This window comes from Streptomyces sp. 184, assembly GCF_045781775.1.
GTDB lineage: Bacteria > Actinomycetota > Actinomycetes > Streptomycetales > Streptomycetaceae > Streptomyces.
In genome coordinates, this window is sequence record NZ_CP123230.1 from 8,020,945 (window position 1) to 8,037,374 (window position 16,430).

11 protein-coding genes and 1 tRNA gene are annotated in these 16,430 nt (G+C 75.9%); 6 read left to right on the top strand and 6 right to left on the bottom strand.

Annotation, left to right across the window (positions count from 1 at the left end; all coding sequences use genetic code 11):
• Window positions 1–589: 589 nt before the first annotated feature.
• Window positions 590–7,456, top strand: a complete 6,867-nt coding sequence (locus QBL21_RS34405; protein ID WP_407566126.1) for a PAS domain-containing protein — start codon at window positions 590–592, stop codon at window positions 7,454–7,456.
• A gap of 152 nt (window positions 7,457–7,608) precedes the next feature.
• On the opposite strand, the gene QBL21_RS34410 is transcribed toward QBL21_RS34405, so the two are convergent.
• The 4 genes from QBL21_RS34410 to QBL21_RS34425 form a co-directional block, all read right to left on the bottom strand.
• Window positions 7,609–9,261: a long-chain fatty acid--CoA ligase gene (locus QBL21_RS34410; protein ID WP_407566127.1), complete on the bottom strand. Its 1,653-nt coding sequence runs from the start codon at window positions 9,259–9,261 to the stop codon at window positions 7,609–7,611.
• Between the two features lie 277 nt (window positions 9,262–9,538).
• Window positions 9,539–10,096 (bottom strand): SigE family RNA polymerase sigma factor, encoded by a 558-nt coding sequence (locus tag QBL21_RS34415; protein WP_407566128.1) that lies wholly within the window; start codon window positions 10,094–10,096, stop codon window positions 9,539–9,541.
• A gap of 135 nt (window positions 10,097–10,231) precedes the next feature.
• A complete protein-coding gene (locus QBL21_RS34420) occupies window positions 10,232–11,149 on the bottom strand; it encodes a glycoside hydrolase domain-containing protein (RefSeq protein WP_407566129.1) in 918 nt (305 codons plus the stop codon).
• Window positions 11,150–11,423: 274 nt separating this feature from the next.
• On the bottom strand, window positions 11,424–11,726 hold the full coding sequence (locus QBL21_RS34425; RefSeq protein WP_407566130.1) for a hypothetical protein: 303 nt from the start codon (window positions 11,724–11,726) through the stop codon (window positions 11,424–11,426).
• Between the two features lie 224 nt (window positions 11,727–11,950).
• Between QBL21_RS34425 and QBL21_RS34430 the strand changes: the two genes are divergently transcribed.
• The 3 genes from QBL21_RS34430 (at window position 11,951) to QBL21_RS34440 (ending at window position 13,638) form a co-directional block, all read left to right on the top strand.
• Window positions 11,951–12,832 (top strand): bifunctional DNA primase/polymerase, encoded by an 882-nt coding sequence (locus QBL21_RS34430; protein WP_407566131.1) that lies wholly within the window; start codon window positions 11,951–11,953, stop codon window positions 12,830–12,832.
• A gap of 213 nt (window positions 12,833–13,045) precedes the next feature.
• A complete protein-coding gene (locus QBL21_RS34435; RefSeq protein WP_407566132.1) occupies window positions 13,046–13,453 on the top strand; it encodes a VOC family protein in 408 nt (135 codons plus the stop codon).
• 97 nt (window positions 13,454–13,550) lie between these two features.
• A tRNA-Ser gene (locus tag QBL21_RS34440) sits at window positions 13,551–13,638 on the top strand.
• 185 nt (window positions 13,639–13,823) lie between these two features.
• Here the strand turns inward: QBL21_RS34440 and QBL21_RS34445 are convergent.
• Together QBL21_RS34445 and QBL21_RS34450 are read right to left on the bottom strand one after the other, a co-directional pair.
• Window positions 13,824–14,294, bottom strand: coding sequence for a GNAT family N-acetyltransferase (locus QBL21_RS34445; protein ID WP_407566133.1), 471 nt, complete (start codon window positions 14,292–14,294; stop codon window positions 13,824–13,826).
• 25 nt (window positions 14,295–14,319) lie between these two features.
• Window positions 14,320–15,252 carry an aminoglycoside phosphotransferase family protein gene (locus QBL21_RS34450; protein WP_407566134.1) on the bottom strand — a complete coding sequence of 311 codons (933 nt, stop codon included), beginning with the start codon at window positions 15,250–15,252 and terminating at the stop codon, window positions 14,320–14,322.
• Window positions 15,253–15,358: 106 nt separating this feature from the next.
• Here QBL21_RS34450 and QBL21_RS34455 point away from each other — a divergent pair, with 106 nt between their 5' ends.
• Both QBL21_RS34455 and QBL21_RS34460 read left to right on the top strand, forming a co-directional pair.
• Window positions 15,359–15,967 (top strand): GrpB family protein, encoded by a 609-nt coding sequence (locus tag QBL21_RS34455; RefSeq protein WP_407566135.1) that lies wholly within the window; start codon window positions 15,359–15,361, stop codon window positions 15,965–15,967.
• A 4-nt stretch (window positions 15,968–15,971) separates the two neighbouring features.
• The gene (locus tag QBL21_RS34460) at window positions 15,972–16,226 is read left to right on the top strand and encodes a hypothetical protein (protein WP_407566136.1); all 255 of its coding nucleotides are present in this window, start codon (window positions 15,972–15,974) and stop codon (window positions 16,224–16,226) included.
• Window positions 16,227–16,430: the final 204 nt, after the last annotated feature.

A 16,430-nucleotide genomic window follows, 5' to 3' on the forward strand; every position in this document is an offset into this window, starting at 1 on the left:
GTGGGTGCGGGTGGGGGTGGGGGTGGGTTTCCTCGCGGGGGTGGATTCCCTCGCGGGGGTGGGTTTCCTTGCGCCGGTGGGTTTTCTGGCCGGGCGTTTCGCGGGGGTTGCGGCGCGGAGGCCGGGGGTGTTGGTGGGGCCTGCGGGGTGGTCGGTACGGCCGCCGGATCCGTCGCGCTCTGCCTTCATGCCGCCCCGTCCCCCGGTTTTCCCGCAACCGCCCGCGAGTTCTTCACGTACCCTGCCGCCAGTGCCGGGCGGGTGCCCGGCGCGTGCACGACCTGTGCCCGGCCACCGGTGCGGAGCCGTACCGCGTGCCCCGTACCACGTGCCCGTACCGTCGCGGACCGCACGATACAAGGACGGCGCGGGCCGCCTCCCGGCCGCTCACCGGCGGACGCGGCGGGGCCGGGCGGAGTTGTGGTGGCGGCGTGACGATTCTCATCCGCCGTCCCCCGGGCAACGGAGGACCGTAGAATCCTCTCGTGGCACGGCCACCGGCACGCACGCGGGTGCGTACGGGAAGCGCGACGGCGCGAGGGCCGGCCGCGGAGCACAGCAAGAACGGTCGTCGAGGAGGAAGTTCGTCGTGAGCAGCAGGCCATCCCGAGGCGCTGCTCGCCTCGCCGCCATACTCGACGCGCTCCCCGACGCGCTGCTCCTCGTCGACACCAACGGCACGGTCGTCGCCGCCAACCGCGTCGCGCTGGAGACCTTCGAGCGGCCCGGCGCCGCCGTCGTCGGCCGCGGGCTGCTCGATCTGCTGCCGGACTTCGACCCGCAGCTCATCCCCGGTTCCATGCGCCGGCCGCGCGGCGACGCCACGGCTTCCGTGGCCCCGGACGCGGGCCTGAGCGCCGACGAGCGTACGAAGCCGTTGCGGCTGGCCGCGCGCCGCACCGACGGCAGCGACTTCCCCGCCGAGGTCACCAGCGCCGACCTGGAGGACGGCCCGGGCGGCGAGTCCCCGTACGCGCCCGGCCACCACTACACGGGCGACGAGTTGCTGATGCTCGTCGTACGGGACCTCACGGGCTCCGCGGAGGTGGAGGCGGAGCTGCACCGGCAGCGCCGGCAGACCGAGATGATCCTGCGCGCCGCCGCCGAGGGCATCGTCGGTACGGACACCACCGGCAAGGTCGTCCTCGTCAACCCCTCCGCCGCGCAGATCCTCGGCTACCGCGCCAGCGAACTCGGCGGCGCCGACCTCCACCCCCTCATCCACCACTCCCGCCCCGACGGCACCCCCCTGCCGTACGAGGAGACCCCGATCGCCGACACCCTGCGCTCGGGGCGCAAGCACCGCGTACGCGGCCAGGTGCTCTGGGGGCGCGACGGGCTGCCGGTGCCGGTGGACATGACGACGGCCCCGGTGCGCGACGGCGACCAACTCGTCGGCGCCGTCCTCGCCTTCACCGACCGGCGGCGGCGCGACGCGCTGGAGGCGCGGCTCGCGCAGTTGCAGGCCGTGCTCGACGTGGCGCTGCGCGGTCCGCTCGACACCCTGCGCGCGGAGCTGAACACGCTCGTCGACGATCCGGCGGGACAGCTCTGGCCCGAGGCCAACCAGACGCTGCGCCACCTCTCCGCCGGCTACGGGCGGATGACCGCGCTCATCGACAGCGTGCTCGACTTCCAGCGGCTGGACTCCGGGAAGGACCGGCTGGCGGTGGGGCCGGTGAACGTCGCGGACGCGGTGCACGCCGCGACCGAGGGTGCGGACGAGCTGATCGGGCCGGGGCGGGCGCAGTTCGTGGTGCACGCGCCGCAGTTGGAGATCGAGGCGGACGGGCGGTGGCTGGCGCTGGCGCTGGCGCACCTGATCGCGGAGGTCGCGGGGGTCGACGCCACGGGGCAGCGGACGGCGGGGGCGTCGGACGCGCCGGTCGTGGTGGCGGCGGCGCAGCGCGGTGACGTGGTGCGGATAGAGGTGCAGGGGCCGCGGGGGCCGGGTGGCCGTTCCGGTGCCCGTGGCGCCGGGTCGTCCCGTGGTGCCGGGGGCGGTTCGGGTGCCGGTGCCGGTGCCGGGAGCGGGGGCGGTGCCGGGGAGTCGGCCGGGGCGGGCTCGGTGCACGAGCCGCTGGCCAGGGGCGTTGCGCTGCTGCACGGCGGAATCCTCCAGACGCATGAGGTGCCGGGGCAGAACGGCGGGGCGTACCTGCTTGAGGTGCCGGTGGCGGCCGCGGGTCCGGCGGCGCGGGCCGCGCGGGCGCGGGAGGCGTCGGGGCGCGGGCGGGACACGGGGAACGAGACGACGGTGATGCCGGGCGCGGAGGCGCCGGGGCGGGGGAGTGCGCCGGGGGGTCGGTCGGGGGGTGGGGCTGGTTCTCCTGGCGGGGCTGGTTCCGCTGGTGGGGATGCTGGGTCTGTTGGGGCTGAGGGTGGCGCGGCTGGTGGTGCTGCCCGTGGTGGTGCTTCCGGTGGCGGTACGGGTGGTGCTGGGCGTACGGCCGGTGGGCGGCGGCGCCGCGCTGCTCCCGCCGCGGACTCCGGCGACGGAGCCGGAACACCCCCGCGCGGTACGGGTGTCGGCGGTACGGGCCGGCGCCGGCGCGGGTCCACCCCGGCGGCCGGGGTGCCGACCGGCGCCGGGGCCGGGGAGTCCGCGGAGGGCGGTGCGGTGGCGGGGTTGCCGCCGGGGCCCGGGGCGGACGGCGGTGCGGGGCACGGCGGTGCGGGGCACGACGGTGCGGGCGCGGTAGGCGGTCGCGGGGCCGGTGGCGCGGAGGCCGGTGGGCCGGCGGTTGCGCAGGAGCCGGGGCGCGCGGCGGGGCCCGGTGCGCCGCGGCGCGCGGCGGCGCCCGACGCGGTCGGTGGCGTCGCCGGGCAGGCGGCTCCCGGTGGGCCGACGCCGCCGCACGGTACGAGCGGGGCCGGCGGGCGCCGGCGGCGGGGGACGCCGGACGAGGGGCAGGGCGCGTACGACGGCGGGGGCGGTGTGCCGGCGCCGGGTGGCGGCATGGGCGGTTCGGGTGGTCCGGGCGGCGTGGCTGGTCCGGGCGGTTCGGGTGGCGCGGGCGGTCCCGGTGGTTCGGGCGGTTCGGAGGCTGACGGTGGTGCCGCGGTTGGCGGTGGCGCCGGTGCCGGGGAGATCAGCGCCGTGGAGACCGGCGCCGCGGCGCTCGGGCACGCCCTCCCGGGGACGCAGGGCCGCGGCCGTCGCCGGCGGCCCGTGGGCCAGGGGCCGGTCAGTCAGGCGCAGCAGGGGGAGTTGGGCGAGGCGGGTGACCCCACGGCGGGCGCCCGGCGGCGTCCCGTAGGACGTGGGCCGGCGGGCCCGGAGGGTCCCGGGGCCCCGGGCGGACCCGGGCTCGACGAGCAGGGCGGACCTGGCGGACCTGGCGTAGCCGGTGGTCCGGATGGTCACGGCGGTCCGGGCGGGCCGGGTGGCCAAGGCGGGCCGGGCGGGCAGAACGGTCCGGGCGGGCACGGAGGTCAGAGCGGACACGACGGTCCGGGCGGGCCCGGAAGTCACGGCGGTCCGGGTGGGCACGACGGACCCGGCGGTCCCGGTGGACCCGGCGGCCCGGGTGGGCAAGGTGGCCCAGGTAGGCGCGGCAGAAACGGTGGCCCCGGCGGGTACGACGGCCAGGGCGGGCCCGAAGGGCCGGACGACCCGATGGGGCCGGGCGGCCCGATCGGGCCCGGAGGTCCCGGTGGTCCGGGCGGGCCCGGAGGGCTCGGCGGGCCCGGTGGGCAGGCTGGACCCGGCGGGCCCGGCGCACCGGGCGGGCCCGTTGGCCCCGCGGCGCCCGGTGGTCCCGGTGGGCGGGTCGGGCCGCACGGTCCGGTCGGCCCCGGGCCGGTGGCCCCCGGCGGCCCCACCGCGCACGCCGACTCCGGCGCCCACATGGGCCCCGGCGCCCCGGCGGAGCCGGGCGACCATCCCTCGCGTACGGGCCACGCCCCCGGCGACGTAGAGCCGAGCGAACCCGGCGAGTACGACGACCCGGCGGCGCCCGGCGGGCACCCTTCGCGTGGTCGGCAGGCCGGTCCCGCGTACACGGCGGGGCCGGGCGAGTACGACGACGCCGGGCGCGGGCCCTCCCGTACGCGGCGGTCCCCCGGCGGACGCCCCGGGCCCGGCTACACGGCGGGCCCCGGCGAGTACGACGACCCGGTGGCACCCGGCCACGGCCCGGCCGGTGCGCGGGGCTACCACGGCGGATTCGCAGGACCCGGCGGACCCGGTGACCCCGATGACGCGATGGGCGACGGTGAGTACGACGGTCCCGCGGCGGCCGGTCAGAGCCCGTCCCGTACGCGCGGCAACCCCGGCGCGTACGCCGGACGCGGCGATCCCCACGGCCCCGCCCGCGCGGGCGCCGACTCCGAGCCCGGCGAGTACGACGACGCCGCGGCGCGCGGACGCGGCCGGGGCAACCCCGCGGCGTACGCAGGACCCGGCGGCCCCAACGGCCCGGCCGGCAACGGCGAATACGAGGACCCCGCGCAGCCGGGCCACGGGCCCGCTCGTACGCGCCGCAACCCCGGCGCGTACGCCGGACGCGGCGATCCCGGCGCCGGGGAGTACGGCAACGCCGCGCAGCCGGGGCACGGTGGCGCCGGCGCCGGAGGGCCCTCGGCCGACCGGCTGGAGCCCGCCGACCCCGCCGGGCACCGCCCCGGTACGGCGCACCCCGCGCTCCCCGCCGCGCAGAACCCGGCGGCGCCGCAGTTGCCCCAGGGCACCACCGACCCGGCCGTACGGCACGCCCCCGGCGCCCCCGTACCCCCCGCCGGCACCGGCGCCGGACCGGCTCAGCCGCAGCACCCCACCGGCCGTCGCCGCCGCCCTGCCGCACCGGCCGACACCCCGCAGGGCGTCCCCGCCCTGCCCCCCGGCGAAGACTGGGCGGCGACACCGGACCCCGGCAACGCCAACGCCGCCGCCGGCCCCGCACCGGCCCCCGGCAACCGGCGCCCGCCCGGCCACCCCACCCGCTCCGACCACCCCGGCCGCCCCGACCCCGCGGTCCAGGATCCGGACACCGGCCCGTACCCCCACTCCCAGAACCCCGGCCACGGCCCCGGCGCCTACGACGACGCCCCGCCCGCCTACGCCGCCCCCGGCCCCCGCCGGCCCACCGGCCGGCCCGTACAGGACCCGGACACCGGGCCGTACCCCCACGACGGCGACCGCGGGGCCGGCGACAGCGCCGACCGCGGCGCGCCCGCCGGCGACGACACGGGCGAGGTCCGCACCGTACGCACCTCGCAGACCCCGCACCCCGGCCACGGCACCCCGGACACCCGGCACCCCCGGCGCGGCAACCCGGCCCCGGCGGTCCCCGCCCAGCACGACCCGCGCGCGCAGGGCGACGGCCGCGGGGAAGGCGCCCCGCGCACCCAGGGCGACCCCCGCACCCAGGGCGGCCAGAACGACCCGCGCACGCAAGGCGGCCAGAACGACCCCCGCACCCAAGGCGATCCCCGTACCCAGGGCGGCGCCCCCGCCCGCCGGCAGCCCGGCCCGCACCCCGCCGACGCCCCCGCCGCCCAGTCCGCCGGCCCCCACGCCGCCGGCCCCCACGCCTCCGGCCACACCCCCGTGCCCGTAGACCCGCGGCACGAGATGCAGACCCCCGCCCGCGGCGTCGACCCGCGCCGCGCCACGGCCCACCCGCACCAGCCCACCGCGGCCCCGCCCGGGGCCCCGGCCCCGACCGCGCCCCCCACCGGGAACGCCGCCCACACCCCTGCCCCGCCCACCGTCCCCGCTCAGGACACCCCGCCCGCGGCCGCGCCCCAGGCGCCACCCCGCGCCGCACCGGACCCCGCGCACGCCCAGGCCACCCCCGCCGACGCCGCCGGACCCCGCCCCGCCGCCACCGGCTCCGCACCCACCGCCCGCGGCGGCGCCACCCGCTTCGCCCGCTCCGCCCCGACCCCCGCGATGCCGGCACTGCCGGCGCAGCAGTCGGGCCCCATCAGCGTGCGCACCCTGGGCCAGGGCGTGGCCTACGTCGACCAGCCCACAGGCCCGCCCTCCCAGGGCGGCCAAGGCGGCCAGGGTGGCCAGGGCCCCCAGGGCAACCAAGGCACCCGAGAAGGCCAAGAAACCCGGAGCAGCCAGAGCGGCCAGAGCGGCCAGAGCATCCAGGACACCCGAGGCGGCCAAGGCACCCGAAGCACCCACGACAGCACCGGAGGAGCCGGAGGAACCGGGAGAACCGGCGCCCCCCGCACCACCAACCCCACGCACGACCCCCACGACCCCTACGACCCCGCCCACGACTCCGCGTACGACCCGTACGCCTCCGCGGGCGACCCCGCGCACGGCCCCACCCACGAGCCGTACGACTCAGCCGACGAGCACACCGGCGGTCGCCGGCGCCGCCTGGGCGCCGGAACCCCCGCGGACGGCGCGCCCCCGCACGGCGCGCCCCACGGCAACGGCATGGCCGCCGCGGACGCGCCCCCGCAGTCCACGCGCCCCCAGCACCAGCCCGACCAACAGTCCCAGCACCAGCCCCACCAGCAAACCCACCACCAGCCCCACCAGCAAACCCAGCAACACCCCCCGCAGCACCCCCAGCAACACGCCCCCCACCGCCCCCCGCCCCGCCCCGGCTCAGGGGCCCGGCGGGACGCCATCGGGCGGGCCTTCGCCATAGGAGCCCCCGACGCCTCCGCCGCCGAGGGCCCCGAACCGCTCGACGGACGGCACGGCGTGGTCGAGGTCGCCGCGCAGGACCCCGAGACGACCCCGCTGCGCCTCGACGACGAGATGCCGCCCGAGCCGCTGGACAACCCGCGCCGGCTGCTCGTCTGGCCCGAGCCCGACGCCGCCACGCAGCAGGCGCTGACCGCCCGCAACTACCGGCCCGTCGTCGTCCACTCCCGCGAGGAGTTGGACGCGCAGATCTCCGTCTCCCCCGCCGGCCTCTTCGTGGACCCTCTCACCGGCCCGATCACACGCACCGCGCTCCAGTCGCTGCGGATGGCGGCGGTGGAGGCGTCCGTACCGGTGCTGGTCACGGCGGGCCTCGGGCAGGCGACGCGGGAGGCGGCGTACGGGGCGGACCCGGCGGTGCTGCTCAAGGCGCTCGCGCCGCGCGACAGCGAGCAACACCCGCCGCGCGTGCTCCTCTTCGAGGAGAACCCGGACATCGCGGACGCCCTGGCGGCCACGCTGGAGCGGCGCGGGATGCAGGTCATGCACGCCACGTCGGACGAGGCGGCGGTGGACCTGGCGACGCGCTTCCGGCCGAACCTGGTCGTGATGGACCTGATGCGGATCCGCCGCCGGCGTACGGGCATCGTGGACTGGCTGAACGCGAACGGGATGCTGAACCGCATGCCGATGGTGGTGTACACGGCCGTGGACATCAACCGCGCCGAACTGCCGCGGCTGCGCTCGGGGGAGACGGTGCTGTTCCTGGCGGAGCGGTCGACGAGCGCCGAGGTGCAGAACCGGATCGTCGACCTGCTGGCGAAGATCGGCACCACGTAACCGCCAGAACGCAGCCCCGCACGGCGCACAACGCACGACGCACGACGCACAACGCTCGACGTAGTCGGCGAAACGAAACCCGCCGTCAGGCAGCAGCGACAGCAGCACGCGCGGGAATCACGCCGCCACCACCCCCGCGCGCCCCGCCGCCCTCACAACCGCGTCACCGTCAACTCCCCGTCCGCGTACCGCCGCCGCAGCACCTTCTTGTCGAACTTCCCCACGCTCGTCTTCGGCACCTCCCCGATCCGCGCCCACCGCTCCGGCAGTTGCCACTTCGCGATCTTCTCCCCCAGATACGCCCGCAGCTCCTCGTAGGTGACGTCCGCGCCCTCGCGCACCACCACCGCCGCCAGCGGCCGTTCGTCCCACTCCTCGTCCGGTACGGCGATGACCGCCGCCTCCGCGACGTCCGGGTGGGCCATCAGGTGGTCCTCCAGCTCCATGGACGAGATCCACTCGCCACCCGACTTGATGACGTCCTTCGCCCGGTCCGTCAGCACCAGATAGCCGTCGGGCGTGATCGTGCCGACGTCGCCGGTGCACAGCCAGCCGTCCTCGCTGAACTTGTCCTCCGGCCGGAACGGCTCGCCGTCCGCGCCCCCGTAGTACGCGCCCGTGATCCACGGCCCGCGTACCTCCAGCTCCCCCGCCGACGCTCCGTCCTTCGGCAGCAGGTTGCCGTCCGGGCCGCGCAGCCGCGCCTCCACGCTCGCGGGGAAGCGGCCCTGCATCAGCCGGAACGGGTACTCCTCCGCCGGTTCGAGTCCCGGCGGCGGGTGCGCGATGCAGCCCAGCGGCGAGGTCTCCGTCATGCCCCACGCCTGGACGACGCGGATGCCGTGCCGCTCCTCGAAGCCCTTCATGAGCTGGGCGGGGCAGATGGAGCCGCCGATGATGGCGGTGCGCAGGGAGGAGACGTCGCGGGGTCTGGCGTCGAGTTCGTTGAGCAGGCCCTGCCAGATGGTGGGGACGGCGCCGCTGATGGTGGGCCGGCAGGTCTCCATCATCTCGGCGATCGGGCCGGGCTGGAGGAAGCGGTCGGGCATCAGCAGGGACGTACCGGCCATGAAGGCGGCGTGCGGCAGGCCCCAGGCGTTCACGTGGAACATGGGCACGATCGGCAGCGCGAGGTCCCGCGGCGTGATGCCGAAGCCCTCGGCGGCCAGGACGCCGAGGGAGTGCAGGTAGATGGAGCGATGGCTGTAGAGGGTGCCCTTGGGGTCGCCGGTGGTGCCGGAGGTGTAGCAGAGGGCGGCGGACTCGCGTTCGTCGAGGACCGCCCAGTCGTACGACTCGGGGCGGCCGGCGATGAGTTCCTCGTAGTCGTGGACGGTGACGTGGGTGCCGTCGAGGAGCGCGCGGTCGCCGGCGCCGGAGACGACGACGTGCTCGACGCCGGGGAGCTGCGGCAGCAGCGGGACGAGAAGGGGGAGGAGGGTGCCGTTGGTGAGGATGACGCGGTCGCGGGCGTGGTTGATGATCCAGACAAGCTGGCGGGGGTCGAGGCGCAGGTTGAGGGTGTGCAGTACGGAGCCCATGGCGGGCAGCGCGAGGTACGCCTCCAGGTGCTCGGCGTTGTTCCACATCAGAGTGCCGACCGGCTCCTGCTGCCGTACGCCCAACTCGTCGCGGAGCGCGTGCGCGAGCTGCGCGGCGCGGGCGCCGACGGTGGCGTAGTCCCTGGTCTGGGGCGGCTCGCCCGATCCGGTCCAGGTGATGACCTTGGCGGAGCCGTGGATGGTCGAACCGTGGGTGACGATCCGCGAGATGGTCAGCGGTACGTCCTGCATCGTGCTCAACACGGAGGGCCTCCCGGGGGTAGGACACGCAGAGACACGCAGCGGTTACGCGCCAGTAAACGGTGGCGCTGATTCTGCTGGTGACCGGGCACCTTGTCACTACCTCGGGCGGGGATGTCTGTACGTCCCTGCCCCCTACATCAGCCCCTATGCACGCCCGTACGGAGGCCCGTACAGAGGCGTCGTACAAGGGCCCGCACGGAGGGCCCGTACGCGAGCCGCCTCCGCAAGGCGGCCGGCGGGGCAAGGGCGGCCACGCCAACGCGGCCGGGACAGGCCGCTACGCCGCCTGCGCCATCTCCCCCAGCCCCGTGTCCTCCCGGAGCTTCGCCAGCGCTCGCGAGACCGCGCTCTTCACCGTCCCGACCGACACCCCCAGCACGGCCGCCGTCTGCGCCTCGCTCAGGTCCTCGTAGTACCGCAGCACCACCATCGCCCGCTGCCGCTCCGGCAACCGCAGCACCGCGCGCCACATCGCGTCGCGCATCGCCTGGTGCTCCGCCGGGTCGGGGCCGGGCACGGGGGTGGGCTCGGGGAGGTCGTCGCCCGCGGCGTACTCGTCGACGCGGCGCTTGCGCCACTGCGAGGTGCGGGTGTTGAGCAGCGCGCGGCGTACGTACCCGTCGAGGGCGCGCGGGTCCTCGATCCGGTCCCACGCCAGATAGGTCTGCGCCAGCGCCGTCTGGAGCAGGTCCTCGGCGTCCCAGGGGCTGGTGGTCAGGGAGCGCGCGGTGCGCAGCAGCACCGGCCCCCGCAGGTTCACGTACGCCGCGAAGGTCGGACGGGGCGGTCGCGCGGTGTCCGCCGCGGGGGCTTCGGTGGTGCTGGCTGTGGACATGGCTCCACGCTAGGAGCGGCACCCGGGTCGGCGGATCGGCCGGAGGTCGCGATGCTGGCTCCACCCGAGGGAGTAGGTGGGGAGCCGGCCGGACCTCCCGTAGGTGGAGGGCCGCCCGGACGACCCGTCGGGGTACTACGTCCGGGGTCCCATGATCGCGACCGGGGCGTCCACGACGTTGCGGTCGATGAGGATCCGCTTGCCGCCGTGGCGCTCCTCGACCATACCGGCGTACTGGTGGAGACGGCGGTGCGGGCGCCAGGCGGCGGGGTCGACGTGCGGCTCACCGTACAGCGAGGGCCTGGTGTGCCAGCGGGCCACCCAGATCATCGACGGCATGCCGTCCTGCCCGGCCCGGCGGGCCTTCTCGATCATGCGGATGCCGGAGTTCGCGCTGCTGTAGAGGCCGGGGAACCAGCCGTGCCGGCGCACCTCCCGGTTCCAGGCGCGGATGTACGCGAGCGTGGTGCGCTTGCACGCCGCGGAGCCGCGGAAGTGCTCGATGTCGAGGTAGAGGGCGCTGCGCTTGACCATGCCGAGGGCGCGGGCGCTGCGCACGGCGTCGCGGGCCTCGGCGCGGCCCTGGCGGCGGGGGCGGGCGGAGTCGATGCGTACGTGGCGCTTGTTGTCGGCGGTGACGCAGGGGGACTGGGAGCCGACGTAGATGGGGAGTACGCGCCAGCCCATGCGGTGGACGCCGCGGAGCCAGGAGGTGGTGAGGTGGGGCTGCTCGGGGCAGGCGCGCCCGCGGCCGGCGAAGTAGACGCCGACGGCGCGGTAGGGGGAGGCGCGCCAGGCGGACATGGCGGCGCGGGAGGGGGTGTGGCAGGTGTCGAAGGCCCGGCCGCGGAAGACGTGGGCGCCGAGGTCGCGGGGGTCGCGGAGGTCGGCGGGTACGGAGACGGGGGCGGCGGTGCCGGCGGCGCTGGGGCTGCCGGCGAGGGTGCCGGCGAACACGGCGAGGACGGCGACGAGCGGGGCGAGGAAAAGCCGGAAACGGCGGAAGCGGCGGGAGCGGCGGGAGCGGCGGGGGCGGGTCTCGGGGGGAGGCATGTCGAGCAGTGAACGACCCGGGCGGACGGAGCGGCCGGTGCGACACGCACCGGTGGGCCGTCCGGAGGGTGGAGTGGGGCCCGTACGCGGGACGAAGGGACGAAGGGACGAAGGAGAACCGAGGGCCGGGGGCCCGTACGAGAAACGAGACGAACCACGACCCCGAACAGGACAGCGGAACGAAACCCACCCCACCCCGCACGCGACCGCGCGGCCGCACCGTGACGGTGCGGCCGCGCGGCCATCCCCATGAGCACCCCGAACTACGTGAGCCCTACCAGAGGTTGGCGAAGACGACCACCGTGTCCGACTGGTCGACGAAGTTGCCGAAGCCCTGGACGTTGGCGGTGTTGGACTCGTTGAAGCCGCCGCCGTTGTTCACCTGCTGGGTCTGGGCGTTGTTGCCGTAGTTGTCGTCACCGACGCCGCCGAGCTGGCCGACGACCGCGGAGTTGGAGTCGTCGTTGGCGAACGCCCCGACCCCGTTGTCCGCGTGCGCAACCCCTCCGAAGAGCGCGACAGCGAGCGGCAGTGAAGCTGCCACGGCCATGATGCGGGTGATGCGCGTGCGTGCCATCTGCTTCCTCCTATGTAACGGAAGACGGTTCCGTGATCGGGAGCCGGCCGGGGGTTCCCGGCCGGCTCTCCGGCGGTTTGCGACGTCGCGAGAGCATCGTTTCCCACGGAACCCGGGACAATCGCCGCCCGGGGCCCAGTTCCCCCGCAGGCATGATCGGCGGCAGGTAAACCCGCACAGCCGTGGCACTTTCGGCTATCGAACATTTGTACGAGACTGGGGGGATGGACAGCTCCGTACACAGCCACGCCCTGACCGCCGCGCTGGCCGCCGCCCGCCGCGGCCTGCCCGTCTTCCCGCTGTCCCGCGCGAAACAGCCCGCGGTCCGCTCCCCGCACCACGTCGACTGGCCTCGGGTGCCCTGCCGCGGGGAGTGCGGACGTATCGGCCACGGCGTGTACGACGCGACCACCGACACCGACGCGATACACACCCTCTTCGCCGCCGCGCCCTGGGCCACGGGCTACGGCATCGCGTGCGGCCGGCCGCCGCATCACCTGATCGGGCTGGATCTCGACGTGAAAACGGGGACGGACGCGCTCGGGATGTTCGAGTCGCTGCTCGCCACGCACGGGATCGTGCTGCCGCCGACGGTGGTGATCCTCACCCCCGGAGGCGGCCGGCACATCTGGCTCACCGGCCGTCCCGACCACACGGTCCCCAACTCCGTGGGCCGCCTCGCGCCGGGCATCGACGTCCGCGGCGCCGGCGGCTACCTCGCGGGCCCGGGCTCACGCACCCTGCACGGTACGTACCGACTGGCACCCCGCTCCACCCGCGCCCCGGCCCCGGCCCCGCGAGCGCTGCTCCGCCTCCTGACCCCGCCCCCACCGGACCCCCCGCCCACACCCCCGCTCGCACACTCGGCAGCCGCGGACGAGCGCCCGGGATGGGAACGCCGAGCGGACTCCCTGATCCGCTTCGTCACCGCCTCCCACCCCGGCGAACGCAACGCCCGCCTCTTCTGGGCCGCCTGCCGCGCGTACGAGACGGGCCACGGCCCGGACGTCGCGGCGGCGCTGGTCCGCGCGGCGATGACGACGGGCCTGCCGGAACGGGAGGCGAAGGCGACGGTGGCCTCGGCGGCAAAACACACACCCCCGTAAAGCGCCCACACCCCCGCGGCCCACCCACCCCCACCGGCAGACCGCCCGCCCACCCGGCGCCGCCCCACCCCCGCCCCGGCCCTGCCACCTCCCGGCAGAAAAACTCCGCCCGGAGGCGACACCCACCGATGAGTTCCGCGCGCCCACTCCGTCTACCCCTCAGACAGCGCGCTCCAGGAGCCGACGACCGCAGCCCGGAGAGGGGCCACCACGATGCCGCACAAGATCTTCGTCAACCTTCCCGTGAAGGACCTGGACCGCTCGGTGACGTTCTTCACCGCCCTCGGCTACCGCTTCGACGAGAACTTCACCGACGAGAACGCCACCTGCCTCGTCATCACGGACGACATCTACGCGATGCTCCTCACGGAGCCGTTCTTCAAGGGCTTCACCAAGAAGGAGATCGCGGACGCCACCACCTCCACGGAGGCGATCCTCGCCCTCAGCGTGGACGACCGCGCGGCGGTCGACGAGATCGTCGACAAGGCGCTGGCGGCAGGCGGCGCCGTCGCGAACGAGCCCAACGACCAGGGCTTCATGTACGGCCGCAGCTTCCTCGACCCGGACGGCCACCAGTGGGAGATCTTCTGGATGGACCCCACCGCCGCCACAGCCGCCTGACCCCGCCCCACCACCCCCGCAGACCGCCCCCATCCCGCACGCAACGCCGTCACCCGAACCGCTAGCCTTGGTCCCTGCCGCCGCCGAGCGACGGCAGGGAGAGTTGCCCGAGTGGCCTAAGGGAACGGTCTTGAAAACCGTCGTGGCGTATCCCGTCACCGTGGGTTCGAATCCCACACTCTCCGCCCTGCGCACCGCACCGCGCCCGCAGCGCCGTGCACCCACAGCCTCCAGGCGGCCTGGGTTCGAGCCGGACGCCGAACTCCCCGCCCTGCCGATCCGGGTCGAGATGCAGGCGACGTTCGGGGCGTTGTCGGACGGCGCGGGCAACCCCCGCGCCCACCTCTCACTCGTCGCGGATAGTCGCCCCCTACAGCGGCAGACCCCGCCCGAACACCACCATCGTCCGCCCCGCCCCGTCGTAGTCCTCCGCCACCCGCGACTCGAAGCCCAGCCTGCGGTGGAACTCCCGCGACCCCGTGTTCGCCACCGACGTGATCGCCTTCAGCCGCCGCGCCCCCTGCCGCTCCGCCGCCGCCGCGAACTCCCCGTACAGGCGGCGGCCCAGGCCCGTGCCGCGGGCGTCGTCGCGGGTGGCGATCAGGTGGACGTACGCGGTGGCGGTCGGGGTGACGAAGCCGAAGAGGTAGCCGCGGATGCCGTCCGGGGCGCGGGCGACCAGGCAGGTGTCGCCGAACTCCTGCACCATCGCCAGCAGGTGCAGCGCGCGCATGTCGCGCTCGCCCCAGTAGCGGGGGTGGTCGGCGAGGACCCGGTGGAAGTCGGCCACGCTCGCCGGCCCGATGTGCGTGCCCTCGGTGTGGATGTCCTCGGTGGTCATCGTGTCGCTCCCTCGCAGCCGGCGGCTACGCCGTGGTGTCCGCCAGGGCCTCGGTGATCTGGCGGGTCGTGTTGCGGGCGACGTGCGGGTTCGTCGCCGCGTACGTCGTGTACGCGCTCAGCGCCGTCGTCAGCGCCCAGCCCCGCCCCCGCGCCCACGCCGCGTCGTCCGCGCCCAAGGCCGCGCGGAACGCGGCGCGCGGGCCCGGGTCCAGCAGGGTCCAGGCGATGACCAGGTCGCAGGCCGGGTCGCCGACGCCCAGGCCGCCGAAGTCGAGGACGGCGCTGAGGTGCCCGGCCCGGGCCAGGAGGTTGCCGTTGTGCATGTCGCCGTGGAACCACACCGGCGGACCGTCCCGCTCCCCCGCCGCGACGGCCGCCTCCCACACCTCCGTCAGCGCGCGGGCGTCGAACGCGCCTTCCGCGCCGACCGCCGCGATCGCCGCCCGCGTCGTACGGTCGCGCTCCCGCAGCGCTACGGCGGGGGAGAGCAGCCCGTACGCGCCCTCGGCGGGCAGCGCCAGGCCCTGCAACGCGCGCAGGAACTCCGCGATGTCCGCGGCGGCCTCGTCCGGGTCCGCCAGGCCGGCGGGCGTCGGCGGCTCGCCGTCGAGCCACCGCGACACCGACCAGTGCCACGGGTAGCCGAACGCCGGCCCGCCCACCTCCAGCGGCGCCGGCACCGCCAGCGGCAGGTGCGGGGCGAGGCGGGGCAGCCACAGGTGTTCCTTCTCGGCCTGGCCCGCCGCCCAGTCGCCGCGCGGGAGGCGTACGGACATGGCATCGCCGAGCCGGAAGATCACGTGGTCCGAGCCGCCGGGGTGCAGGGGCCGCAGCGGCAGATGCGCCCACCGCGGGAACTGCGCCGCCAACAGGCGCCGGGCCAGCGCCTCGTCGACGACGGGGGTGGTGACGACGTCGCTGCCCGCGGGGCTGCCCGCGGTGGTCTCGGCCGACAAACGACTCTCCTCCCGGCCTGCGGTCCGCCTCATCCCATCCCCCGGACGCCCGCGCTGTCGAACGGTTTTCCCCCGCGCCGCCCCGGGCCGCCGCCACACTGGCGGGATGCCTTTCCCTGACGAACCGCAGGTGGCGGCTGTACTCGCGTACCGGCCGGAGTGGCCGCGGGACTTCGCCCGGCTGGCCGGCGAGCTGCGGGCCGCCGCCGGCCCGTACGCGCACGCCATCGACCACATCGGGTCCACGTCCGTGCCGGGGCTGCCGGCGAAGGACTGCGTGGACATCCAGATACGGGTGGCGGCGCCGCTCGACGAGGAAGAGCCCGTCCGGCTCCTCGGCGCCGCCGGCTACCGCTGCCGCCCCGAGCCCTGGAACCGCACCGAGGTCTCCGGCGGTCGGGAGTGCCGCAAGCTGGTGTTCGCGCCGCCGGTCGGCGCGCGGCGGTGCAACGTCCACGTACGCGAGGCCGACGGCCCGAACGCCCGCTTCGCGCTCCTCTTCCGCGACTATCTGCGCGCGGACGCCGCGGCGCGCCGGGCGTGGGGCGAGTTCAAGTCGCGGCTGGCGGACGGCTTTCCGGCCCTGAAGTCGTACGGGCAGGTCAAGGCGCCGGCGACGGAGGTGCTGATGATCGCGGCGGAGCGGTGGGCCGCTGTGGCGGGATGGGAGCCGGGGAATACACGTGACTCGAAAATCGAACACGTGTCAGAATAACTGCGTGACCCACACCTTCCCCGAAGACCTCGTCCAGACCCAGCGCGACTGGTACGCGGTGTACCGCAGACTCGCCGAGGAGCCGCGGCACAGCGCCAGCGAAACCGCGGTCCTGCGGCGGCGATTGCTGCGGCTCTCGGTCCGGGTGTCCACCCATCCGTACTGGCAGACGGCGGGCGGCCGGCTGCCCGCCGCGCGGATGGCGCTGAAGGAAGCGGCCTGGGCGCAGGCGCGGGCGGAGGCGGCCCGCAGCACGTGACCGCGGGCGTGCGGAGGTTCCGAGCGGGGCGGTGACGGGCCCCGGTCGTGAACGGGTCCGGGCCGGGTGAGGGGCAGGGCAGCGTGAGGGACGGCCCTGAACACCCGGCCCGGACCTCTCTACGTGCCGCCCTCCCGCCACGGGCTCTCCGTCTACGGGCCCTCCGCGGGCTCTTGTTCCGCGGGCTCTCCGTCTCTCGTTCCG